This is a genomic window from Kitasatospora sp. NPDC090091 (assembly GCF_044747365.1).
Taxonomy (GTDB): domain Bacteria; phylum Actinomycetota; class Actinomycetes; order Streptomycetales; family Streptomycetaceae; genus Kitasatospora.
In genome coordinates this window covers 241,039-262,899 of record NZ_JBIVDY010000004.1, presented here as the reverse complement: position 1 = coordinate 262,899, position 21,861 = coordinate 241,039, and the positions used below count along the sequence as shown (strand labels likewise).

At 72.6% G+C, this 21,861-nt stretch carries 20 protein-coding genes and 1 riboswitch; of the genes, 13 read left to right on the top strand and 7 right to left on the bottom strand.

What is annotated here, in order from left to right; translation table 11 throughout:
- Window positions 1-113 precede the first annotated feature (113 nt).
- From ACIPSC_RS08985 to ACIPSC_RS08965, 5 genes are all read left to right on the top strand, one after another.
- Window positions 114-872 (top strand): class I SAM-dependent methyltransferase, encoded by a 759-nt coding sequence (locus ACIPSC_RS08985; protein WP_400824345.1) that lies wholly within the window; start codon window positions 114-116, stop codon window positions 870-872.
- 144 nt (window positions 873-1,016) lie between these two features.
- Window positions 1,017-2,000, top strand: coding sequence for a RimK family alpha-L-glutamate ligase (locus ACIPSC_RS08980; RefSeq protein ID WP_400824344.1), 984 nt, complete (start codon window positions 1,017-1,019; stop codon window positions 1,998-2,000).
- A gap of 131 nt (window positions 2,001-2,131) precedes the next feature.
- Window positions 2,132-2,306, top strand: a riboswitch (M-box (ykoK) riboswitch).
- A 367-nt stretch (window positions 2,307-2,673) separates the two neighbouring features.
- Window positions 2,674-3,843: a magnesium and cobalt transport protein CorA gene (locus ACIPSC_RS08975; RefSeq protein ID WP_400824343.1), complete on the top strand. Its 1,170-nt coding sequence runs from the start codon at window positions 2,674-2,676 to the stop codon at window positions 3,841-3,843.
- A 153-nt stretch (window positions 3,844-3,996) separates the two neighbouring features.
- Window positions 3,997-4,197, top strand: a complete 201-nt coding sequence (locus ACIPSC_RS08970; protein ID WP_400824342.1) for a hypothetical protein — start codon at window positions 3,997-3,999, stop codon at window positions 4,195-4,197.
- A gap of 73 nt (window positions 4,198-4,270) precedes the next feature.
- Window positions 4,271-4,909, top strand: coding sequence for a DUF4240 domain-containing protein (locus ACIPSC_RS08965; protein WP_400824341.1), 639 nt, complete (start codon window positions 4,271-4,273; stop codon window positions 4,907-4,909).
- Window positions 4,910-4,990: 81 nt separating this feature from the next.
- On the opposite strand, the gene ACIPSC_RS08960 is transcribed toward ACIPSC_RS08965, so the two are convergent.
- Window positions 4,991-5,365: a hypothetical protein gene (locus ACIPSC_RS08960; protein ID WP_400824340.1), complete on the bottom strand. Its 375-nt coding sequence runs from the start codon at window positions 5,363-5,365 to the stop codon at window positions 4,991-4,993.
- 119 nt (window positions 5,366-5,484) lie between these two features.
- Here ACIPSC_RS08960 and ACIPSC_RS08955 point away from each other — a divergent pair, with 119 nt between their 5' ends.
- From ACIPSC_RS08955 to ACIPSC_RS08935, 5 genes are all read left to right on the top strand, one after another.
- On the top strand, window positions 5,485-6,207 hold the full coding sequence (locus tag ACIPSC_RS08955; RefSeq protein WP_400824339.1) for a helix-turn-helix domain-containing protein: 723 nt from the start codon (window positions 5,485-5,487) through the stop codon (window positions 6,205-6,207).
- Between the two features lie 57 nt (window positions 6,208-6,264).
- Window positions 6,265-7,260 (top strand): signal peptidase I, encoded by a 996-nt coding sequence (gene lepB, locus ACIPSC_RS08950; protein ID WP_400824338.1) that lies wholly within the window; start codon window positions 6,265-6,267, stop codon window positions 7,258-7,260.
- A gap of 232 nt (window positions 7,261-7,492) precedes the next feature.
- Window positions 7,493-7,774, top strand: coding sequence for a hypothetical protein (locus ACIPSC_RS08945; protein ID WP_400824337.1), 282 nt, complete (start codon window positions 7,493-7,495; stop codon window positions 7,772-7,774).
- 321 nt (window positions 7,775-8,095) lie between these two features.
- Entirely contained in the window at window positions 8,096-8,971 is an 876-nt protein-coding gene (locus ACIPSC_RS08940; protein WP_400824336.1) for a nuclease, read from the top strand.
- Window positions 8,972-9,081: 110 nt separating this feature from the next.
- Entirely contained in the window at window positions 9,082-10,356 is a 1,275-nt protein-coding gene (locus tag ACIPSC_RS08935) for a trans-sulfuration enzyme family protein (protein WP_400824335.1), read from the top strand.
- Between the two features lie 27 nt (window positions 10,357-10,383).
- Here ACIPSC_RS08935 and ACIPSC_RS08930 read toward each other — a convergent pair whose 3' ends face one another.
- From ACIPSC_RS08930 to ACIPSC_RS08910, 5 genes are all read right to left on the bottom strand, one after another.
- Entirely contained in the window at window positions 10,384-11,046 is a 663-nt protein-coding gene (locus ACIPSC_RS08930; protein WP_400824334.1) for a cytochrome b/b6 domain-containing protein, read from the bottom strand.
- Window positions 10,988-11,641, bottom strand: coding sequence for a molybdopterin-dependent oxidoreductase (locus ACIPSC_RS08925; protein WP_400824548.1), 654 nt, complete (start codon window positions 11,639-11,641; stop codon window positions 10,988-10,990). Before ACIPSC_RS08925 ends, ACIPSC_RS08930 begins: the two co-directional genes overlap by 59 nt.
- A gap of 241 nt (window positions 11,642-11,882) precedes the next feature.
- Window positions 11,883-12,473 carry a DM13 domain-containing protein gene (locus ACIPSC_RS08920; protein ID WP_400824333.1) on the bottom strand — a complete coding sequence of 197 codons (591 nt, stop codon included), beginning with the start codon at window positions 12,471-12,473 and terminating at the stop codon, window positions 11,883-11,885.
- Window positions 12,474-12,778: 305 nt separating this feature from the next.
- Entirely contained in the window at window positions 12,779-13,459 is a 681-nt protein-coding gene (locus ACIPSC_RS08915; protein ID WP_400824332.1) for a Tat pathway signal sequence domain protein, read from the bottom strand.
- A 284-nt stretch (window positions 13,460-13,743) separates the two neighbouring features.
- Window positions 13,744-14,667, bottom strand: coding sequence for a RimK family alpha-L-glutamate ligase (locus ACIPSC_RS08910; protein ID WP_400824331.1), 924 nt, complete (start codon window positions 14,665-14,667; stop codon window positions 13,744-13,746).
- A gap of 431 nt (window positions 14,668-15,098) precedes the next feature.
- Between ACIPSC_RS08910 and ACIPSC_RS08905 the strand changes: the two genes are divergently transcribed.
- On the top strand, window positions 15,099-16,982 hold the full coding sequence (locus ACIPSC_RS08905) for an amino acid transporter (protein WP_400824330.1): 1,884 nt from the start codon (window positions 15,099-15,101) through the stop codon (window positions 16,980-16,982).
- A 180-nt stretch (window positions 16,983-17,162) separates the two neighbouring features.
- Here the strand turns inward: ACIPSC_RS08905 and ACIPSC_RS08900 are convergent, their stop codons facing one another.
- Window positions 17,163-17,816 (bottom strand): DUF1326 domain-containing protein, encoded by a 654-nt coding sequence (locus tag ACIPSC_RS08900; protein WP_400824329.1) that lies wholly within the window; start codon window positions 17,814-17,816, stop codon window positions 17,163-17,165.
- Between the two features lie 282 nt (window positions 17,817-18,098).
- Between ACIPSC_RS08900 and ACIPSC_RS08895 the strand changes: the two genes are divergently transcribed.
- A complete protein-coding gene (locus ACIPSC_RS08895; RefSeq protein ID WP_400824328.1) occupies window positions 18,099-18,920 on the top strand; it encodes a DUF2182 domain-containing protein in 822 nt (273 codons plus the stop codon).
- A gap of 175 nt (window positions 18,921-19,095) precedes the next feature.
- Window positions 19,096-21,618, top strand: a complete 2,523-nt coding sequence (locus ACIPSC_RS08890; protein WP_400824547.1) for a DUF6185 family protein — start codon at window positions 19,096-19,098, stop codon at window positions 21,616-21,618.
- Window positions 21,619-21,861 lie beyond the last annotated feature (243 nt).

Here is a 21,861-nt window from a genome sequence, read left to right as displayed (position 1 = left end):
CGGAAGGGGGCGGTCCTGACGGGTGTGGCTGCCTGCCACGGAGCTCGCCGAACGCGCTGCGCGCGCCCGAAATCCAGTTGGCCGAAAGGCTTGGGCGCCGGGATCATACGGACATGTCGCGAGCGTTCGAAGATCTGATCGCCGAGGCCGAGTCGGTGTCCGTCGACGGCTGGGACTTCTCCTGGCTGGACGGCCGGGCGACGGAGGCGAGGCCGTCCTGGGGGTACCAGCGGTTGCTGGGGGAGCGGCTCGCGTCGGCCTCGGCGGCGCTGGACGTGCAGACCGGCGGCGGCGAGGTGCTGGCGGGCGCCGGGCCGTTCCCGCCGGCGATGGTCGCCACCGAGTCCTGGCCGCCGAACGTCCTGCGCGCGACCGAACTGCTCCACCCGCTCGGGGCGATCGTGGTCGCGGACCCGGACGAGCCGCCGCTGCCGTTCGCCGACGAGGCGTTCGACCTGGTGACCAGCCGGCACCCGGCGACGGTCTGGTGGACCGAGATCGCCCGGGTACTCCGGCCCGGCGGCAGGTACTTCGCACAGCACGTGGGGCCGGCGTCGGTGTTCGAGCTGGTCGAGTTCTTCCTGGGCCCGCAGCCGGAGGCGCGAAAGGGCCGCGACCCCGAGCACGAGAGCGCGGACGCGCGGGCGGCCGGGCTGGAGGTGGTCGACCTGCGGTCCGAGCGGCTGCGGATCAAGTTCTTCGACATCGGGGCGGTGGTCTACTTCCTCCGGAAGGTGATCTGGATGGTCCCCGGCTTCACCGTCGACGCGTACCGGGACAGGCTTCGCGAGCTCGACGACCGGATCCGCGCGGAGGGCCCGTTCGTGGCCCACTCCTCCCGTCACCTGATCGAGGCGCGCAAACCCGCCTAGGGCGGCGTGAGCCCGGGGGGCGGGACGGCGTGCGCCCGGCCCCGTCCCGCCCCCCGGCCCACCCGACCGCTTTCGGCCACCCGGACGGTGACCGGCGCAAGACGCCGTCTTGCCGCGTCCGGCGGCCGGCCGTTCCATGGCGGCATGGTGCGCAGCGAGCTCGTAGTGATGACCGACCACAGCTCCACCGAGGGCAGCCGGGACGTCCTCGCCACCGCCGTGCGGACGCTCACCGGCAGACCACCCGTGCTGGTCGACGCGCGGCACTTCATGACCGGCGGCACCGGCCGGATCACCCGCACCGGTAGCCCGGGCGCCGACACCCCGGCCGCCGACACCCCCGGCGTCGGCGCGGCGGGCGGCGCCCTGCACCTGGAGGTGCCCGCCGAGGGGATCGCCGTGACGGCGGAGGCGGTGCTCGTCTACGAAGTCCCGCCGCACCGCCGCCGCGACTTCGAGCGGTTCCAGCGGCTGCTGCGCGACCACGGCGCCCGCTCGCTCGGCACCGACGCGGAGGCCTGGCGGACGGCCACCGAGAAGGACCTCACCATCGAGCGGTTCGTCCGAGACGGCATCCCGCACATGCCCACCGTCACGCTCACCCGGCCGAGCCCGCAGGCCGCGGCCGAGGCCTTCGACCGCCTCGGCGGGGACGTCTGGGCCCGGCCGACCGTCGGGATGGGCGGCAGCGACGTCTTCCACATCACCACCGGCGCCCAACTGGACGCCGCCGCACGGCACTACGCCGAGGCGGGCACCGACTGGCTGATCGCCCGTGACGCCGCGAACTTCACCCCGGACGGCCGGCGCCACCAGTACCGGGTGGTCGTCCTGGACGGGCGTGTCGTGCGCACGGTCGAGCACGTCCAGGCGAACCCCGACGCCCCGTGCAACGAGTGCCGGGGCGCCGTCTCGACCCTGCTGGAGGACGGCGAGCTGCCGGGCGGGCTGGCCGAGCTGGCCGTGGCGGCGACGAAGTCCCTGGGCCTTCCACTGGCCGGCGTCGACCTCGCGGCGGAGAACGGCGGGGTGGTGTTCGAGGCCAACGTCCACCCGGTGTTCGGCTCCGTCGGCGGCCTGGAGACGGTGGCCGTCCCGTACGCCGCCGCGCACCTCGGGCCTCGGTAGGTCCGGGGTCCGGTGGACGTGGCCCGCCGTTCCGGCCGGCTTCCGGCCGACGGAGCCGCTGGTCAGGGCCCGCACGGCAGGACCCCGGTCGGAAGGACCCGTGCACGGGTACTACACTTGGTGCGGTTGTGAAGGCACCTCGTTCGGTGAGGCGTCGCCACGGACACAGGCCACTGACCCCACGACGTCGAGAGACGCCCAGGTTCAGGACAGGTCTCCCCGGCCTAAGGGGTGACCCCAAGTGGCTGCACCCGTCGGGTGCTACGCCGTGGCGTGCCAAAGCTCTGACGAGATCAGGGGTGCCCGCCTGACTCCCGCGGACGTGTGCGCCCGCGGCCGCTCGGCGCGGATCCTCCTGGTGCCCGGTTGCGGCGACCCGGTGTGCGGGCGCCCGGCGGTGAGGAGGTGAGAGCTGTGGATTCCAGTAGTCCGGGCCGAAGTCGGCCCCGCCCCAGGACGTCCGCCTCATCTCCTGGCACCCGGCACCCCTCCTCCCGTACCGCTCCCACCCCCTGCCGCCGCCCCGCCCGCCGCTGACTCCGGCCGGGCGGGCACCGGGCGGCCGGGCGCGGTGCGCGGTGGAGGCAGGCCGGGCGCCTCCCGCCCGCCCCGCCCCGGCGACCCCTGCCCGTCCCCGGGAGCGGCGGCCACCGAACCGTGGAGGTACCCCGCCATGTCCGACTGGCGTGTGCGCGCCGTGCGCGCGAGCAGGCTCCCGTTTTCCCGTCACGTCGCCACCACCCGGTCCGGCGAGACCACGCCGGCGCCCGAGCACTCGATGGACCCGCGGCCCGACCAGCCCGTCGCGCCGGTCACGCTGGAGCGCTCGCTGGTGGACGCGGCCGTCTACCACGACGGCCGCCGGGTCGAGACGCCGTCCAGCCTGGCGGACATCTACCGGGAACTGCCCGGCAAGCCCGGCACGATGGCCTGGATCGGGCTGTTCCGGCCGGCCGAGTCCCAGCTCCTGGAGGCCGCCGAGCGGTTCAACCTGCACGAGCTGGCCGTCGAGGACGCCATCGTCGCCCACCAGCGGCCCAAGCTGGAGCGCTACGGCGACACCCTCTTCGTGGTGCTGCGCGCCGCCCGCTACCTGGACGACGTGGAGGAGGTCGACTTCGGCGAGATCCACCTCTTCGTCGGCCCGGACTTCGTCCTGACCGTGCGCCACTCGCAGGCGCCCGACCTCTCCGCCGTCCGCCGCCGCCTGGAGGCCGACCCGGACCTGCTCGCGCTCGGCCCCGAGGCCGTGCTGTACGCGGTGCTGGACGCCGTGGTCGACGGCTACGCCCCGGTGATCGCGGGCCTGCAGCACGACATCGACGAGATCGAGACCGAGGTGTTCGGCGGCGACCCGCACGTGTCCCGGCGCATCTACGAACTCTCCCGCGAGGTCATCGAGTTCCAGCGGGCCACCCGGCCGCTGCTGGAGATCATGAAGAGCCTGGAGGCCGGCTTCGGCAAGTACGGCACCGACGACGAGCTCCAGCGCTACCTGCGCGACGTGGCCGACCACGCCACGTACGCCGCCGAGCGGGTGGACGGCTTCCGGCAGATGCTGCAGAACATCCTCACCGTCAACGCGACACTGGTGTCGCAGCGGCAGAACGAGGAGATGAAGCAGCTCGCGGAGGCCGGGCACGCGCAGAACGACGAGATCAAGAAGATCTCCTCCTGGGCGGCCATCCTCTTCGCACCGACGCTGATCGGCACCGTGTACGGCATGAACTTCGACACCATGCCCGAGCTGCACTGGGCCTTCGGGTACCCGTTCGCGATCGGTCTGATGGCGCTCGTCTGCACCAGCCTCTACCTGATCTTCAAGCGGCGCGACTGGCTCTGACACCGGCCCGGCCCGTCGGCCCCCCGGGTCAGGACCGGGGGCCGCCCTTCCGCCTGTACATCACAACTCGGCCTCACTGCACGTCCGTTGGCTGGTGCGCGCCGCCCCCGGCGGGGATGCTCGGTGGACCTGGGGACGGCGAGGGGGGCATCCGTGGGGCAGCGTGACGCGGCGGACGAACGGGGCGGCGGCAGGCTGCGCCTCCTCCTGAGCCTGGTGGTGGCGGCGGCCGCGTTCGGTGGACTGCTCGGCCTCGGTGTCGCCATGTGGGTCGTTCTCTTCACGGACTGGCTCGACTTGGTGAGGGCGTACTTCCACCACACCTGCTTCCCGATCGTCATTTGCGTGCGGTAAGGCCTCTGAGCCGCGACGGACGGCCTTCGGGGCTCCGGCGCCGTTGTCGGTGGCCCGTGACAGGGTGTGCCCCATGGACACCGATGCATTCTGGGACGTCGTCGAGCAGTGCCGCCGCGCGGCGGACACCCTGGAGGAGCGCCTCGTCCGGCTGGAGGAGGAGCTGTCGCGGCGGCCGCTCGCCGATGTCGTGCGCTTCCAGGTCCGCCTGGAGGAGGTCGTCGACGACGCCTACACCTGGGAGCTCTGGGCGGCGGCGGACCGGATCAAGGGCGGCTGGTGCTCGGACGACGGCTTCTTCTACTTCCGGCTCTGGCTGGTCGGTTGCGGCCGGGCGGCCTTCGAGCGGGTCCTCGGTGATCCGGACTCGCTCGCCGAGCTGCCGGAGGTCCGGCGCCTCGCGGGCCGGCCCCGCGCCGAATGGTGCGACACGGAGGAGTGGCCGGACTGGGAGGAGCTGGACTACGTCGCGGAGAGCGCATTCGCGCGGCTGACCGGCGGCGACGGCGCGGAGGCGGACGAGAGGGACGAGGAGGAGGTCTCCGACGAGTTCCTCGACGCCGTCGCGGCCGAGCAGAGCCGGCCCATTGCGCCGGACGCCCCGCCGAGGGGGGTTCGCTGGGAGGTGCGGGACGAGGCGGAGGCCGCGCGACGCCTCCCCGTCCTGAGCGCGCTCTTCCCCCTCGACTCCCGGTTCACGCAGGACGACTGAGCGGCCGTCGGGCGGTCCTCGGCCCGCCCCGGCCGGGGCCCGGTCCCACCGCGCCCGGCCCGGCTACCGCGCCCGGCCCGGCTACCGGGGCCGGTGGCCGCCCTGGTCGGCGGCGAGCCGTCGGAGCTCGGCCTCCGGGTCGGCCTGCGTCCGGTACACGAAGTGCAGCCGCACCACGCCCCCGGCGTCCGCCAGTCCGGCGATCGGCCCCTCGCCCGCCGTCAGCAGCCTGGCCGCGGGCCACTGCTGGGCCACCACCGCGAGCGCGGTCCCGTCGGCGGTCTCGGCGATCCAGGTGGCACGGCCACCCGCGATCGACGCGAGGTAGCCGGCGCCGCTGACCGCGTCGAGAACGTCCCGCACCGAGGCGTCGTCCGGCACCTCCCGCACGTCGGCATGCGGTGCCCACACGTCGTCGCCCATCGCGACGCTGTCCCTGGTCAGTTCGACTCGCACGACGGCAGCCTAGACCTCACTCCGCCATCTTCTGCCGTACGGCAGCGTGCAGGCCCGCCCCGGCGTGCCGGCCGTGGCCGGATTGACAAAACGGCCTGTCACAGCAGCAGATAGGAGGCATGGCCAACGCCTCGCACGACGACCACGCCCACCGGACCCACCGCACCCGCCGCAAGGGGGCCGGCCCGGATCCTGCCGCTCCGGTCTCGGTCTCGGCCGAGGGAGCGGAGCCGGGTGACGCCGGAGCCCTCAGCGACGAGCTGGCCGGCGTGCTGGAGGCCGTCGGTCCGCGGCTGCGCGCCCTGCGGCGCGAGCGCGGCGCCACCCTCGCCGGGGTGAGCGAGGCGACCGGGATCTCGCTCAGCACCCTCTCGCGCCTGGAGTCCGGCCTGCGCCGGCCCACCCTGGAGCTGCTGTTGCCGCTGGCCCGGGAGTACCGGGTGCCGCTGGACGAGCTGGTGGGCGCGCCGGCCACCGGTGACCCGCGGGTCCACTCGCGTCCGTTCACCCGCGGCGGCCAGACGTTTGTGCCGCTCACCCGTCACTTCGGCGGGCTGCACGCCTATAAGCAGATCATGCCCCCGGGCTTCCGGGCCGGGCCCGAGCTGGAGCCGAAGGTCCACGAGGGGCACGAGTGGGTGTACGTCCTGGCGGGCAAGCTGCGGCTGCTGCTCGGTTCCCAGGACCTCGTCCTGGCGGCCGGTGAGGCGGCCGAATTCGACACCCGGATCCCGCACGCGTTCGGCAACGCGGGCACGCAGGCCGTAGAGTTCCTCAGCCTGTTCGGGGCACAGGGCGAGCGCATCCACGTCCGGGCGAAGCCGGGAACCTCCGTTCGTTAGCTGACAACGGGGGGTTCCGCGTCGGGCCCCACCGGGCCGTTCGGAGGGGGCCGAGGAATGAGCGTCGACAACACCGGGGAGACCGGCGTAGCAGGGGAGACCGGCCCGGCCGTGCCGCGGGCGGACCAGGGCGGTCCGGCCGTCGCCGTCGCCGCCGATCCGGACACCGGCACGGAGTCACCCGCCGAGGCGTCGACGGACGGCGACGGCCGGCCTGCGCGGCGCAAGCGCCCGTTCTGGCAGGAGCTGCCGATCCTGGTGGTCGTCGCCCTGCTGCTCTCACTGGGCATCAAGACCTTCTTCGTCCAGGCCTTCTCCATCCCGTCGGGCTCGATGCAGCACACCCTGGAGAAGGGCGACCGGGTGCTGGTCGACAAGCTGACACCGTGGTTCGGCGCCGAGCCGGAGCGCGGCGAGGTCGTCGTCTTCAAGGACCCGGGCGGTTGGCTGGAGGGCGCGCCCCACACCACCGACGACTCCTTCCTCGGGAGCATCAGGAAGGCCCTGAGCGTGATCGGCCTGATGCCGTCGGACGACGAGAAGGACCTGATCAAGCGGGTGATCGCGGTCGGCGGCGACACCGTCGAGTGCAACAGCGGCAGCCCGGTGAAGGTGAACGGCGTGCCGCTCGACGAGCCGTACCTCTTCCCCGGGGCGACGCCGTGCGGGGACGCGCCGGTCGGCACGGTGAAGGTGCCCAAGGACCGGATCTGGGTGATGGGCGACCACCGCAACAACTCCCGCGACTCCCGGTACCACGTCAACGAGCCCGGCGGCGGCTTCGTCCCGGTGGACAACGTGATCGGCCGCGCCTTCGTCGTGGCCTGGCCGGTGACCCACTGGGCCACGCTGCCGGTTCCGGACACCTTCGACCAGAAGGCCCTGGACCAGCGTGCAGGTGGCGGCGGAGCGGGGGCGCCGGGCGGATCGGGTCAGCTGGAGGAGCTGCCCGCTCCGGAGGCCGCCGCGCTCGCGGTCGCCGTTCCGCTGGCCGTGTGGCAGCGCCGCCGCGCCCGGGCGGTCGGGCGGACGCGGCCGGCCGAGTCGTCCTGACCCGGCTCCGACCGGGCCGACGCTGCTCCCCTGCCGGACGACCGGTGGGGGAGCAGTCGTATCCGCACGCCGGGCGCCCCTGCCGCACGCCGGCAGGCCTCGCCGACGGGTGTGCGGGTTCCGCCGCGCCATCCTCTACAGCGTTGTAGAGTCGGCGCGGTGTGCCGTACGTCCGGCTGCGCGGCCACCCCAACGGCGGAGCGGCGGCCGGATCCGGAACGGAGGCGGAACCGTGGTGGAGAGCGGACGCGGTCCGGTGCCAGGCGGCGGAAGCGGTGCCGGCGCCGCGGGCCCAGTGGGTGCGGTCGCGGCGACGGACGTCGAGTGGGTGTACCAGCCGGTCGAGGTGCACTTCGCCGACGGCGACTGGGCGCTCGGACGGATCAGCGCCTGGTGGCGGGACGCCGCGGGCACGCGTTGGTGCCGTCTGCGGGTGGCCCGGAGCGGGCGACCGGCCCGCTGGGAGCCGTTCGACGAGGCCCGGGTGGTGCTGCTCCCGGCCGGCGGCCTCTGACCCGACCCCGGTACGGCCTGCGCCCCGGCTCCCGGCGTCCTTGGCGCCAGCGCCCGGCACGGCACCGACGGATCCTCCCCGCGCACGCGCCCCCGGGCCGCTCCGCGCGCGGTTGCGGCAGGGTGCACCGTGTACGAATATTCACGGCAGTGTGCACTGTGCGCGACCGTGTGGACATGCGTGCCGCAGGCCACGATCACCTGGCTCGACGCCGCGTGCGACCACCGCGCCGCGCCCTCCGGCCGGCGGCCGCCGGACGTGACTCCACGTGACTCCATCAGGGCCGTCAGACCTGAAGCCACCATCCATCAGGGAATCGCCATGCCGATGCTGTTGATCAAGGGCTCGTTCCACGTCTCCGCCGCCGCCAGGCCGGACGGCGACACCATCGCGTTCATCCCGCACTACGTCGGCGAGTGGAAGCTCGTCGAGGGCGGCCGCCCGCTCCAACCCAAGGCCGACGGCCACATCAACGTCCGGTTGGAGGCCATCGACACGCTGGAGACCCACTACCCCGGCGCCAACGACCACGACGAGAGCCAGCCGCCGGCCTTCGCCCATGCGGCCGCCGACGAACTGCTCATCTGGCTCGGTTTCCGGGACATCGTGCGCCACAAGGACGAGACCGTCAGTGTCACGCCCGACCGCGTGCCCGGCTACATCCTCACCCGGGGCGGCGACAGCAAGGGCCGCTGCGTGGCGCTGGTCGGCCGCGGCGTGCCGCCGGGGCCCAGCGGGTACGAGCTCAACGTCGACAAGGGCCTGTTGGCGGAGACCGCCAACCACCACCTGCTGGCGAAGGGCCTCGCCTACGCGACCTTCTACACCGGCTTCCCGTCCGAGCTCCGCCGGTCCCTGATCGACCTGGTCCACCAGGCGCAGGCCGCCGCCCCGCCCGCGAACGGCCTCTGGGCGCTGGACGTGACCGTCCGCGGCGCGAAGATCACCGGCATGGACTCGATCACCAAGGAGGTGGTGATTCTCCCCAAGCTGTTCCGGAGGCTGAAGGACTACTTCGACCTGGGCAGCAACGCGTTGGACCACTTCCCCGCCTTCCTCGCCGGGGCCAACGACGTCTTCAAGATCAACGGCGCCGGCCCGGAGATCCGCGGCCTGCACCACATCCTGGAGATCACGGACGGTCAGACCCTGCGGCTCCTCCACCCGGCGGAGGACCTCGTATTCATCGAGGAGTGACCGCGCGCCCGCCGGGAGCGGGAGCCGCCCCCGACCGTGCGAGTCGCCCAGTCCACTTGATCGGGATTGGCCCTGGCCGGCTTTCCCGCGGCCGCCCGAGGATGGGCGGCATGAACGACTTCGACCGCGTCCGCCCTGCCCCTGCTCCCGGCCCCGACCACCACCGCGATCTCCACCCCGGCCCGGACGCCCGCCCCGGCCTCGACGGCACGCTGCGCCGCGAGAGCCGGGCCGTCCACCCGCCTGTCGTGGAGGTGGCCGGAAGCCGCCCGCTCGGCGTGCCGCTGCACCAGGGCCACCTGTTCGCCTTCGAGGACTCCGCTTCCCTGGTGGACGCGTTCGGCGGCCCGGACGGGGCGTTCCTCTACAACCGGCACGGCAATCCGACCGTCCGTTCGCTGGAGAACGCCGTCGCCGGGCTGGAGGGCGGATCGGGTGCCATCGCGACCGCCTCCGGCATGGCCGCAATCAACACCGTGCTGCTCGCCCTGCTGCGCTCCGGTGACCACGTGATCGCCCAACAGAGCCTCTACGGTGGCACCTTCGCGATGCTCGCGGACCTGGCGGACCGCTGGGGCGTGGAGGTCACCCACGTCCGGGGCGACGACCCCGCCGAGGTGCGGGCCGCGCTGCGCCCGAACACCCGGCTGCTGCACCTGGAGACCGTTTCGAACCCGACCACCCGGGTCACCGACCTGCCGGCTCTGCTCGCCGTCGCCCGGGAGGCCGGGGTGGTCGGTGTCGTGGACAACACCTTCGCCTCCCCGCTGCTCTGCCGGCCGATCGAACACGGCGCCGACATCGTCGTCCACTCCGCCACCAAGTACCTCGGTGGGCACGGCGACGTCCTGGCAGGCATCGCCGTCTTCGCCGGGGCCGAACTGCACCGGAAGGTCTGGCACTACGCCGTCGAGCTGGGCGCCTCGGCCGACCCGCACGCGGCCTGGCTGACCCTGCGGGGATTGCAGACGCTGCCGCTGCGGATGCGCCGGCACTGCGACTCGGCGCTGGACCTGGCCCACCGGCTGGCCGCCCACCCGGCCGTCTCGGTCGTCCACTACCCGGGCCTGCCCGGTCACCCGGACTACGAGCTGGCCCGCCGGCTGCTGCCCGAGGGCCAGGGCGGCGTGCTCTCCTTCGACCTGGTCGGCGGCCGGGACGCGGCCCGCACCTTCACCGAGTCGGTCCGGCTCGCGGCGCTCGCGCCCTCCCTCGGCAGCGTGCAGACGCTGACCATGCACCCGGCCAGCACCTCGCACCGCCAGCTCGACGACGCCGCGCTGGCTGCCGCCGGCATCAGCCCCGGCACCGTCCGCGTCGCGGTGGGCGTCGAGCACCCGGAGGACCTCTGGTCGGACCTGGCGCAGGCGCTCGCCGAGCTCTGACTTCCCGTCACCCGGGGCGGTGCGGCGCTACCCCGCGTCCCCGCCCCGGCTCTCGGCCTCCCACTGCGGGTGCTCGCTCCGCGCCCAGGCGCGTTCCACCGTCCCCGTGCGCATGCCGCGCCTGGCCTCGGGATCGCGCACCGCCATCAGGACGTGTCCGACGGTCACCACCAGGACGGCCGCCGCGATCCAGTCGTGGACGAAGGTCGCGCCGGTCCGCCACGAGGGCGGAGCCAGGTGGGTGAGCCACATCAGCAGGCCGGTGCCGATGGCCACCAGCATCGCCCCGAGGGTCCACTGCGCGTACAGCTTCTGCCCGGCGTTGAACTTGCCCGCCGGGCGGTCGGACGTCCTCGTGCGCACCGCGCGAAGCCAGGCCCGGTCCGCCGCGGAGAAGCGGCTCAGCCGGGACACGTCCGCCCGTACCGCCCGGAAGACGAGACCGAGCAGCAGCGGTACCGGCAGCGCGAGGCCGCACCACACGTGCACGGTGACGACCAGACGCCGGCGCCCGACCAGTTCGGCCAGCGGCGGCAGGTAGAGGCAGGCGGCGGTGGCCAGGCAGGTCAGCATCAGGGCGGCGGTGGCCCGGTGCACCCGGCGTTCGGCCCGGGTGAAGCGGAGCAGGCGCTCAGGCGGTCGGGGCATCGTCACGTCCGTTCGACCGGCCCACCCAGGCGTCGACGTCATAGCCGTACTGCTCCCAGTAGCCCGGCTGCACCCGGTCGGTGACCGTGATCGAGGACAGCCACTTGGCCGACTTGTAGAAGTACATGGGGGCGACGTAGAGCCGCACCGGTCCACCGTGGGAGTGGGAGATCGGGGCGTCCTGGAGCTTCAGCGCGACCAGGACGTCCTCTCGACGGGCCTGCTCCAGGGTGAGGCTCTCGGTGTACTCGCCGTCGAAGCAGCCGAACCGAACCGCTGCGGCGCCGGGCCGCACGCCTGCGGCGTCCAGCAGCTGCGCCAGCGGCACACCCTCGAACGGTGTGGCCGGTACCCGCCAGCCCGTCACGCACTGCACGTCCCGGACGAGTCGGCGCTGCGGCATCGCCCGGAGGTCGTCGAGGCGGTGCTTCATCGGACGCTCCACCAGCCCGTCGACGGTCAGGGTGTAGTCGTCGGGGCCCCGGCTCGGCACCGACGAGGCGACGGAGTAGTACCGGAACCCGCCGCCGGCCGGCAGCAACCCGGTGAGGCCGGTCGGGTCCTTGCCGGCCACGGCGTCCTGGGCCCGCTGGAGGTACGGGCCGGCGGCGACGCCCGCGACGCCGAGCCCGAGCATGCCGAGCACCACCCGGCGGCCGACCGGGGTGCCCTCGGGGTGTTTCGCAGTTCTGTCCACGGCTCGATTCGACCAGGACCGGCCGGACCGCGGCCAGGGGCGGGACCAGGACGTCAGTCTTTCGTCATCTTCGGTCGCGCACCGCACGCTCCCGGGAGCCGTGCGTGACCTGCGGCCCGCCCGACTGCCGGCTGGGCCGCCGAGCCGGCAGTCGGGCGGGCCGCAGGCCCGCGAGAACCGGTCAGGCTGCGGCGAGATCGGCCGCTCCGAAGGTGACGGAGAAGCGCTGGCACCAGATGACGGTGCTGTGGAAGGCGGTGAGGTCGGTGCCGGCGGGGACGGCGTAGTTCTGGTTGCCGTGGTTGCCCTTGAGCTTGCCGAGTTCGAGGGGCTTGTCGCCGAGGTTGTCCTGGCGGGACCGGTCGGCGGGCAGGGCCGAGAGGTAGACCCGGACGTCGGGGCCCTCCGAGGTGTCGAGGCCCTCCAGCCGCAGCACGGCGGAGCCGTCGGCGAGGCGGACGAGACGCGCGGTGCCGGTGGTGGTGTGCTCACCGGACCGGAAGCCGCCGCGTGCGAGGTCGACGGGCCCCGCCGGGGCGGGCATGGCCGCGGGGGACGTTGCGGGAGCCGCCGCGGCGGTGGCCGAGGGCCCCGGGGCGGTGGACATGACGGCCGCGGGAGCGGGAAGCGCTTCGTCCACGGTGGTGTCGGTGAAGGCCTTCCAGGGTTGGAAGACGTAGAGGCCGAGTCCGGCACCGAGCAGGACGAGTGCGGCCGCGGCTGCGAGCGCGGGGCGGAGGAACCGGCCGGAGCGGCGCGGGGTGTCGGACATCGTGGGCTCCCGTGGGCAGTGGTGGCGCATGTTCGGAGCCAGATCTATCGCGGCGTGACGACCGCAGACCAGGGCGATCGGGCCCCGGTCACAGACCTGTAAGAAGTCGGCTCCGCCTGCACGCAGCTGCACGCCCTGCGCCCTGCGCCCCGCACGCCCGCTGCCCTGCGCGTGGCCCCGGCCACTACCTCCGACAGTGCAGCGGCCGGCCCGGCGGCCTCCCCGGTGGCGACCGAGGACGGTCGCGACCGACGGCGAGCACCGGACCGGCGCGCTCTGGTCGATCAACTACGATGCTCAGCTGCTCAGTTGACGAACACCGCGGGGCTGCCGGGCTGGGAGGTGTCGGTGACGGGGCCGTAGGTGGCGGAGAAGTAGCCGTCACCGGGGCAGAGGGCCGAGCCGCCGTTCTTGGCGAAGTGCTCGTTGCGGAAGGCCAGGCTGTGGGCGGCGTTGTCCGCGTTGCCGGTGAACTGGCCGCTGAGCTGGTAGGTGCAGGTGATGGTGCCGAACCAGCTGTTGAGCACGGCGGTCGCCTGGATCGGCCCGGCAGCCCCGCCGGTGAGGGTGACCGGGAGGCCGGGGGCGTCGTCGACGGCGACACCGTAGGGAAGGTTGCCGACGGTCAGGCTCCGGACGGAGATGACGCCGGTGACGTTGCTGGTGCACGAGCCGAAGGTCAGCCCGGTCAGTGACTCGGTGGCGACGCCGGGCGCCGCCGGGTTGCTCAACGCCTTGGCCGAGAGCTGGGAGGCGGTGCAGGTGACGCCGGTCGTACTGGTCGCGGTCGAGTAGAAGGTGGCGCGGGTGCCTGCGGCGAGCGGCGCGGCGAGCGAGTCGCCTGCGGCGACCGCGGCTCCACCCGCGCTCCCGGTGGTCAGCACCGGGGTGGCGGCGGTGGGGCCGGTCGTCGCGGACGCGGGGACCGCGCCCAGGGCGAGTGCGGCGACCGCGGCGGTGAGGGCAAGGTGGCGGCGAAGGCGCATGGGGGAAGCCTCTTCCTCGGTGAGGGGGGACGAGAAGACGACCTTTCGCTGCTCCCGGGGGTGGGGGGGAACGGGGAGCTGACTACGTTGTAGAGCCGTGTCCATGCACCGTCAAGATTGTGGGCGGAACTCCGGGCGGAACTCCGGGCCGGATTGCGGCGCTCCGCCCGGCGTTGCTCCGGATTGTGCTCTGTCGTCCGAGAATTGACTTGACGTCAGCTCTGGAAACTACGCGTGTCGGTGCCGGCCGGGCGGTGCCGGCCGGCGCGTTGGGCGGGCGGGGGTCAGGCGGTGGACGCCGCGGCGGCGAGGTCGAGGTGGGCCTGGACGTAGGGCACGGCCAGCCCCTCCAGCGCGCCGGTCGCGCCGAAGGCGGGGTGGACGTTGATCTCGAAGACGACCCCGCCGCTCTCGGCGGCCAGGTCGAGGCCGGCGTACGGCAGGCCGACGGCCTCCGCCGCTGCGGCGGCCAGCTCGTGGAGGTGGCCGGGGAGGGCGTCGGGGGACAGCGGGGTGGAGGTGGCGCCCTGGGCGACGTTGCACGGCGCGTCGGAGTCCGGCTGGATGTGCTCGGCCACCCAGATCACCCGTCCCTGCAACACCACCACGCGGTACTGGTGGCGCAGGCCGTCGGCGTTGTAGTTGCGGGCGTCGCTGGTCAGCAGCCAGCGCTGCCCCTCGGCCGCGTAGCGCCGGGCAGCCTGCCGGAGCTCGGCCTCGTCGGTGACGTGGAAGACGTCCTGGCCGCCCATCCCCGACACGGGGCGCGCCCACACGTCGCCGCCCAGCTCGGTGAAGGCGTCCAGCGCCGCCGCCTCCCCGGCGTCGGGCGGGAGGCAGAGCGAGGGCATCTGCGCGACGCCGGCCGCCGCGAACGCCTTCACCATCGTCTCCTTGTCGCTGGCGGTCCGCCAGGCGCCGGCGCCGGTGCCGAGGCACGGCACCCCGGAGCGGGCCAGCACGTCCTGGAGCGGCTCCAGCGCCGGGCGGCCCGCAGGCGGTATCTCGTAGACGACGACGGCGGCCGGGTCCACCACCCGCACGCCGTCGGCTTCGAGGACCAGCCGGTCCGCCACGATCTCCGCCCGGCCGGGACCGGACGGGGTGAAGTCCCGCGCGTCCAGGCATATCGGCTCAGACCCGGTCAGGCGGAGCACGGCCTGCGCCAGCGCAGCCCGGCTCCCCTCGGTCTCGCCCTGATCGGTCATCAGTACTACTGCATCCGTCAACACGGGCACATCAAACCGGCTCGACCACGATTGATCAAAACGCCCTCGGTTCCCGCGGAGGCAGGGCGGGGCCGGGCACCGGTCGGGACGGTTCCCCGGCGGTGGCGGCGCCGGGCGGATCGGGGCCGCCGACGGCCGCGGACGGGGCCCCGGCGGCGCGGTCGGGCCGCCGGGTCAGCGGGGTCGGCGGGGTCGGCGAGCCGCCGGGCAGGCGGGCCGCCGTCGTCCGGGGCGGTACCGGAGGCGGGGCCGAACAGGTGCTCGCGTACCCTGTCGCCTTGCCATCGGGCCTGGTGGCGCACGGGGAACGACTCGGACAGGAGCACAGGGTGAGTTCGGCTGACACGGGGGCGATACCTTCGGCGCGCGGCGGGAGATTCCGCGCGTGGCTGCTGGAGGGCTTGTCCGACATGGCGAAGCAGCATCCGGGCCCGCACGCCCAGACGCCGGTCGAGCACAAGGGTGCCCGCTGGTGGCGGGTGATGTGCCTGACCGGTCTGGACTACTTCTCCACCCTCGGCTACCAGCCCGGCATCGCGGCCCTGGCGGCCGGCCTGCTCTCCCCGGTGGCGACCATCGTGCTGGTGATCGTCACCCTGGCCGGCGCACTGCCGGTCTACCGGCGGGTGGCCAAGGAGAGTCCGCACGGCGAGGGCTCGATCGCCATGCTGGAGCGGTTGCTCTCGTTCTGGCAGGGCAAGCTCTTCGTCCTCGCCCTGCTCGGCTTCGCGGCGACCGACTTCATGATCACCATCACCCTCTCGGCCGCCGACGCCACCGCGCACCTGGTCGAGAACCCGCACCTGAGCAGCGCACTCTCCGGCAAGCAGGTGCTGATCACGCTGCTGCTGGTCGCCCTGCTCGGCGGCGTCTTCCTGAAGGGCTTCAGCGAGGCGATGGGCCTGGCGGTGGCGCTCGTCGGCGTCTACCTCGCACTGAACGTCGTCGTGGTGGTGAACGGCCTCTGGCACGTCCTTCAGGCCCCGCACGTGGTGACCGACTGGTCGGACGCGCTGACCGCCGAGCACGGCAACGTGTTCGTGATGATCGGCGTCGCCCTGGTCGTGTTCCCCAAGCTGGCGCTCGGCCTCTCCGGCTTCGAGACCGGCGTCGCCGTGATGCCGCACGTGGAGGGCGACCCGGACGACACCGAGGAGAAGCCCACCGGCCGCATCCGCGGGACGCGGAAGCTGCTCACCACGGCCGCGCTGATCATGAGCGCGTTCCTGATCACCACCAGCTTCATCACCACCCTGCTGATCCCCAAGGAGGCGTTCCAGCCCGGCGGCGAGGCCAACGGCCGTGCGCTCGCCTACCTGGCCCACGAGAACCTGGGCAGCGCCTTCGGCAGCGTCTACGACCTCTCCACCATCCTGATCCTCTGGTTCGCCGGAGCCTCCGCGATGGCGGGCATGCTCAACCTGCTGCCCCGCTACCTCCCCCGCTACGGCATGGCCCCGCACTGGGCCCGGGCCGTGCGGCCGATGGTGATCGTGCTGACCCTGATCGGCTTCCTGGTCACCTGGATCTTCGACGCCGACGTGGACGCCCAGGGCGGCGCGTACGCCACCGGCGTGCTGGTGCTGATCAGCTCGGCCGCCATCGCGGTGACCATCGCCGCCCACAAGGCCCGCCAGCGGAACTGGACGGTCGGCTTCGCCGTGATCTCCGCGGTGTTCCTCTACACCACCGCGATCAACATCGCCGAACGCCCCGACGGCGTGAAGATCGGTGCCTGCTTCATCGCGGGCATCATCCTCGTCTCGCTGCTCTCGCGGCTGCGGCGTGCCTTCGAACTGCGCGTCACCGACGTCACCTTCGACGAGGCCGCCGAGCGCTTCGTCCGCGACTACACCCACCGGCCGCTGCGCCTGATCGCCAACGAGCCGAGCAGCCGCGACCTCGCCGAGTACCAGGCGAAGAAGCGCCAGATCCGCGCGGACAACGACATCCCGGCTGAGGACGACCTGGTCTTCGTCGAGGTGACGGTCCGCGACCCGTCCGAGTTCGAGGCCGCGCTCACGGTGCGCGGCGAGGTGCTGCACGGCCGCTACCGCGTGCTGTCCCTGGAGAGCTCCAGCGTCCCGAACGCGCTCGCCGCGCTGCTCCTGTCGATCCGCGACCGCACCGGGGAGCAGCCGCACATCTACTTCGAGTGGACCGAGGGCAGCCCGTTCGCCCAGTTCTTCCGGTTCTTCCTGCTCGGGCAGGGCGAGGTCGCCCCGGTCACCCGGGAGGTGCTGCGCGAGGCCGAACCCGACCGCTCGCGCCGCCCCCGCGTCCACGTGGGGTAGTCCAGGTGGGGTAGGACGCCCCTCCCCGTGATCGGCCCCGGGGCGGGCCGGCGGTCGCCGCCGGCCCGCCCCGGCCGTTCACCCCGGCCGTTCACCCCGGCCGTTCACCCCGGCCGTTCACCCCGGCCGTTCACCCGGGCCGTTCACCTTCCGGCACGGAGGGTCCCGGCGGCGGATCCGTCAGTCGGGACCGGACCAGTCGAAGGTGATGGTCTTGCTGGACCGGCCCGCCCGGTTCCAGGTGAAGCCGAACGCGTCGGCCTGGTCCGTCGTGGCCCGGCCCCAGGTGGCGAGCTGTCCGGGGCCGGTCTCGCAGCCGGGCAGACCGGTGGACTGCACCCGCGCCCCGTCCGGGGTGGTCGGGCCGGTCAGCGCCTCGGCGCGGGCCTCGACCCGACCGGGGACGGCGGCCCGCCAGGTGGCGAGGTCGTCGGCGAACTCGACCTCGATGGGGGCGATGTCCATGCCCCGCATCTCCGGCCCGAGCATGGCGACCAGCTGCGCGGGCCAGCCGCCGGCCTGCCCGCCGAAGATCATCTGGAGGGCGCCCTGCTGTCCCCCGTCCGCGCGCTCGTCGAGGAACACGGCGGCGTACGCGTCCGAGTGCTCGGCCCACACGTTGCCGACGAACGTGCCCAGCATCAGCACGTTGAGGCCGTCCAGCCGGACCTCGCCGTAGTGGCCCTCGCGGATGTGCCAGACCAGGACCCCCTCGCAGTCACCGTAGGTCGGTGGCTGTGCGAACGCGCACGGGCACGGAATGTTGCACTTGCACACATCGAACCAGTCGCCTGCGACACGCCACGCAGGAACGATCGTCGCCGCCTCGGACATCGCGCGCACTCCTCACCGACCCGCTCCGGCGAAACCGGGGACCGGGGCCTCGGCGGCCCCAGCGGCCTCGGTGACCCTGGGGGCCCGGCCGCACGAGCGCGTCCGACCGGCCGCGCCCGGCACCCGGCGGCGGGTCATCGCCTTCCCTTCCATCCTGCGCTCCCGGCGGGGGAGCACCAAGGGTTCCAGGCCGCCGGCTCCGGCGGCGAACCGTCGCGCCGGGCGGGGTGTCGCCGGGGCCGGTTCCGTGCTGTGCTGGAAGGTGGTCGGCAGGAGAGCACCATGCACACCGTTCAACGCCCCATCGCCAACGACCGCCCGCTGCGGGACGGCGCCCTGCTGCCGGCCCGGGACCTCGCCGTCGCCTGGTCGCTGATCGTCCTGATCGCCGCGCTGGCCTGGGTGCTCACCGTGGGCCAGGCCCTGGACATGGGGATCGAGCCCGGCACCATGGGGATGGCGCTGCCCGCGTTCCTGCTGCTCTGGGTCGCCATGATGGCGGCGATGATGCTGCCGTCGGTCGCCCCCGTCGCGGTGACCTGGGCGAAGGGGATCGCCAGGCAGTCCAGTGGCTCCACGCGCGCGCTGCGCACCACCGAGTTCCTCGCCGGCTACCTGGTCGTCTGGGCGGCCTTCGGCCTGCTCGCGTACGGTGGGCTGGCGCTCACCGGACGTGCGGTGGAGAGCGATCCGCAGGTCGGTACGTGGATCGCCGTGGCCGCCTTCGCGCTGGCCGGGCTGTACCAACTGGGCCCGCTCAAGAACATCTGCCTGCGGCACTGCCGCAGTCCGATGGCGCAGCTGATGCGCTACGCGGCCTACCGGCCGCCGGTCCGCGACCTCCGGGTGGGCCTGCACCACGGCGGGTACTGCCTGGGCTGCTGCTGGGCGCTGATGGTGGTCCTGATTCCGCTGGGGGCCATGAACATCGCGGCGATGGCCGGGCTCGCGGTGCTGATCCTCCTGGAGAAGCTCTGGTACCGGGGGCCGCAGCTCGCCCGCGTCATGGGCGTGGTCTTCCTGGCCCTCGCGGTGCTCGCCCCCTTCCAGGACTGGCTGCTGCCGGGCCTGCAACCGTCGGACGACATGATGACGCCGATGTGAGCCCCACACCGTGTGCTGCCGACCCGGCACCGTGAGCGCTCCGGCCGGACGCCGCCTTGCGGGTGATCTCTGCGACCCGACCGGCCGGTCGAGCTGGTGACCCCTGCCCTGCCCGGTGCAGACTTCGCTCCGAATCCTGTCTGGTTCGTGCAGGACCTGAACTGGGGGGCGAGTCATACCAAGATTCCTGAAGCAGCTTTCTGCGCGGGCGTGCGGATGCCTGGCGATTCTCGTCACGCTCCTGTCCGTCGCCTCCGCGCGACCGGCCGCGGCGGCCGACGAGGACCGGTGCGAAGTCCAGCAGCTGGCGAAGGCCAATGTCACGGCCTCCATCGCGCTGGACCACCGGGACCTCACCTACGTACGGGCCCGCTCGGCGATGACGATCGAGGTACCCCAGGAGTGGAAATACGCCGCCGACCTGAAGCTGAGCGTGGCATCGGACGAGTACCGCAGGGCCATGCGCTGCCTCCTCCGGCAGCAGGGGGAGTTCTCCACGACTCGCTACGACGAGTGGATTCCGCGACATCCTAGGGTGACGGCATCCGGAAACACCACCACCGTCCACTACGAAGCGTTCTCGTGGCTCGACAGAGGCGACTACTACTACGTCGGCCCCTGGCGGATCGAGACGCGAGGGTCGCACTGGGGAGTGACTCTCGAGCGGCCCAGCGCCCTCCAGACGGCGTGGTGGAAGCGCGTCGAGGTGGACCCCAACGGAATCGACGTGACGCGGCTGCGCATTGCCCCGTCCGAAAGCGATTCCGAAACCCTCGCGTGGGTCACTCCGTCGGGATCGCCGGCTCTCGCGGTGGAGGTGTACCTGCTTCCACCGTGGCAGCAGGAGCTGGCAGCACGTGCGAACGATTCACCGTGGCGGGAGCTCAGCAGCTTCGGAGGTCTGGCATGGTGGCTGGGCGTTTCACTGCTCGCCGTCGTCCTGGCAAGGCGGGCATTCCTCGCGTCCGACGCGGTGGTGGAGAGATCCTCCAGCCTCACACTCATGCACTGGGGTGGTGTCAGCGCGGCTACTGCCGTCCTGTTGGTTGTGGTGTCGGGGCTGACTCTGCGAGAACTGGGTGATGGCAGGGACGATTCACTCCTCTGCCTCGGAGCGGGATGGCTGCTGGCACTCCTTGCCAGGCCCACCGCTCCGACGGTCCTGGCAGTCTCGCTGGCCGGCGCCGAGGCATTTCTGGTGGTCCGTGCACCACAGCTCTTCGGATTGCCACCGGAACTCTTCGCCGGATCTGCCGCGATCGACGGCCGCGCTCTCCTGGCCATCACACTCGTCGGGACGGTCGCCCTCTGGATCTGGCTGGTGGGGATTGCGGCCTGGGCATCGCGGATGTTCCGCAGCGGGTCGGAGGAGGGTGGCGCCATCCCGCCCCTGCGGTGGACGTTCGGACTCCTGGCCGTGTCCGTAGCCGTCGTCGGCTGCTACGTGTGGGCGGCCGAACGCGACTGGCAGCGCGCATCCTGGCTGCACGAGAAGCTCAGTCCGTCCTACGGCCCGGACCACCTCGGGGCCCTGGGGAGGGATCTCGACTGGCTGCCCCGCGAGGTCCCGTCATGGGCGTACTTCCACTGGTCATGGGTGCTGACAGGTCTTGCCATCGCAGCCGTCCTGAGGGTCTGCCCGAGCGCGGCCTCCACCTGGTTGGAGCCGGGGCGCCGCGACAGACTCCTGATCGCGCTGTTCTTCGCGGCCGTCGTCGCACTCGAGTTGGGGTGGTATGCGGCGAACAGCCTTCTCGAACCGGTGTGGCTCCTGTTCAACATCGCCGTCATCCTCCTCCTGCTCGCGGCGGGGAAGCGATACTCGGTGCTCCACCAACGCCTGCTGGACGATCGGCCCGGTCCGAGGATCCGGCGTTGCCTCGGTCCGGACGACCGGGACGAACTCGTCACACGCGCCCGGAGCTATCGGGAACTGCATTCCCAGCTGCGCCATGCGGACCAGGGCAAGGCCGATGAATCCGGGAAGAGCAGGAGCGACCTCGAACGCGAGTTGCTGGAGCTGCAGCGATGGCGTCCCGACCCGATTGACGGCTCCCCCAGCCGGTTGCTTCCTCCACAGGTGACGCCTGTTGACGTCGCCCTGAGTCTCGGCCCGCGCGACAACTGGTGGGACAACGGGCGCCGTGCCGCATTCCTGGCGAGCGTGGTCGGAGTTCCCGCGAGCGGCATCATGGTGTGGGAGGATTACGTCAAGGGGGGCGCGTGGACGACGACCCTCTACACCTACCTCGGCCTGCCGAGCCTCGTGGTCTCGTTTCTTGCCTGGCAGGTGACCTGGGCCGGTGCAGGGTTCACCCTGGGTGCGCTCTGGCGCGCCCTGCCCGGACGCCGTGGACCGGCCAGGGCACTCCTCCTGGGAATCGCGTTCGCGCTGCCCGTCGCGATCGACATCCTGGTCCGACAGCTGTTGGACCAGCCGCTCGGGAACAGCGCCGTGGCTGCATCGCTGATGCTCTTCGTGTTGACGCTGACCAGCCTGCAGATGGACATCGACACGTTCCACAGTGAGCGACAGTACTGGCCGACCCGCGTGGGCCTGCTGTTCTCCCTCTACCAGATGCGTGCCTTCTCGGTTCAGGTCGCCTACCTGGTGGCACAGATCGTCGCCATGCTGACGATCTGGCAGTTCTTCAGCAGTGGCGCCGGACACCCTCCCAAGAGCTCGGACAACCCCTGACGCCGTTCCGTCCCGGAGTGAAGACGCGACCCGGCTTCGACCCTTTGTCCTTTCTTTGGTTGACGATCAGTCACACGTCTACTTCACTCATTGTTCGAGGACGCACTGCGCGACCTGCGGAGCGGGGATGACGGGGTGGTGGCGTGAGGGCGCCGGACTCGGTGATCGACTGCGGCGGGCTGGGCAAGCGCTACCGTCGCTCATGGGCGCTGCGGGACTGCCATCTGGCCGTCCCGGCCGGGC

Bases quoted from the DNA above. Each gene is read 5' to 3' on its own strand.
- ACIPSC_RS08985 (WP_400824345.1), top strand. From the start codon at position 114: ATGTCGCGAGCGTTCGAAGATCTGATCGCCGAGGCCGAGTCGGTGTCC.
- ACIPSC_RS08980 (WP_400824344.1), top strand. From the start codon at position 1,017: ATGGTGCGCAGCGAGCTCGTAGTGATGACCGACCACAGCTCCACCGAG.
- ACIPSC_RS08975 (WP_400824343.1), top strand. From the start codon at position 2,674: ATGTCCGACTGGCGTGTGCGCGCCGTGCGCGCGAGCAGGCTCCCGTTT.
- ACIPSC_RS08965 (WP_400824341.1), top strand. From the start codon at position 4,271: ATGGACACCGATGCATTCTGGGACGTCGTCGAGCAGTGCCGCCGCGCG.
- ACIPSC_RS08955 (WP_400824339.1), top strand. From the start codon at position 5,485: ATGGCCAACGCCTCGCACGACGACCACGCCCACCGGACCCACCGCACC.
- lepB (WP_400824338.1), top strand. From the start codon at position 6,265: ATGAGCGTCGACAACACCGGGGAGACCGGCGTAGCAGGGGAGACCGGC.
- ACIPSC_RS08940 (WP_400824336.1), top strand. From the start codon at position 8,096: ATGCCGATGCTGTTGATCAAGGGCTCGTTCCACGTCTCCGCCGCCGCC.
- ACIPSC_RS08935 (WP_400824335.1), top strand. From the start codon at position 9,082: ATGAACGACTTCGACCGCGTCCGCCCTGCCCCTGCTCCCGGCCCCGAC.
- ACIPSC_RS08930 (WP_400824334.1), bottom strand. From the start codon at position 11,046: ATGACGTCGACGCCTGGGTGGGCCGGTCGAACGGACGTGACGATGCCC.
- ACIPSC_RS08925 (WP_400824548.1), bottom strand. From the start codon at position 11,641: ATGCTCGGGCTCGGCGTCGCGGGCGTCGCCGCCGGCCCGTACCTCCAG.
- ACIPSC_RS08920 (WP_400824333.1), bottom strand. From the start codon at position 12,473: ATGTCCGACACCCCGCGCCGCTCCGGCCGGTTCCTCCGCCCCGCGCTC.
- ACIPSC_RS08915 (WP_400824332.1), bottom strand. From the start codon at position 13,459: ATGCGCCTTCGCCGCCACCTTGCCCTCACCGCCGCGGTCGCCGCACTC.
- ACIPSC_RS08910 (WP_400824331.1), bottom strand. From the start codon at position 14,667: ATGACCGATCAGGGCGAGACCGAGGGGAGCCGGGCTGCGCTGGCGCAG.
- ACIPSC_RS08905 (WP_400824330.1), top strand. From the start codon at position 15,099: ATGGCGAAGCAGCATCCGGGCCCGCACGCCCAGACGCCGGTCGAGCAC.
- ACIPSC_RS08900 (WP_400824329.1), bottom strand. From the start codon at position 17,816: ATGTCCGAGGCGGCGACGATCGTTCCTGCGTGGCGTGTCGCAGGCGAC.
- ACIPSC_RS08895 (WP_400824328.1), top strand. From the start codon at position 18,099: ATGCACACCGTTCAACGCCCCATCGCCAACGACCGCCCGCTGCGGGAC.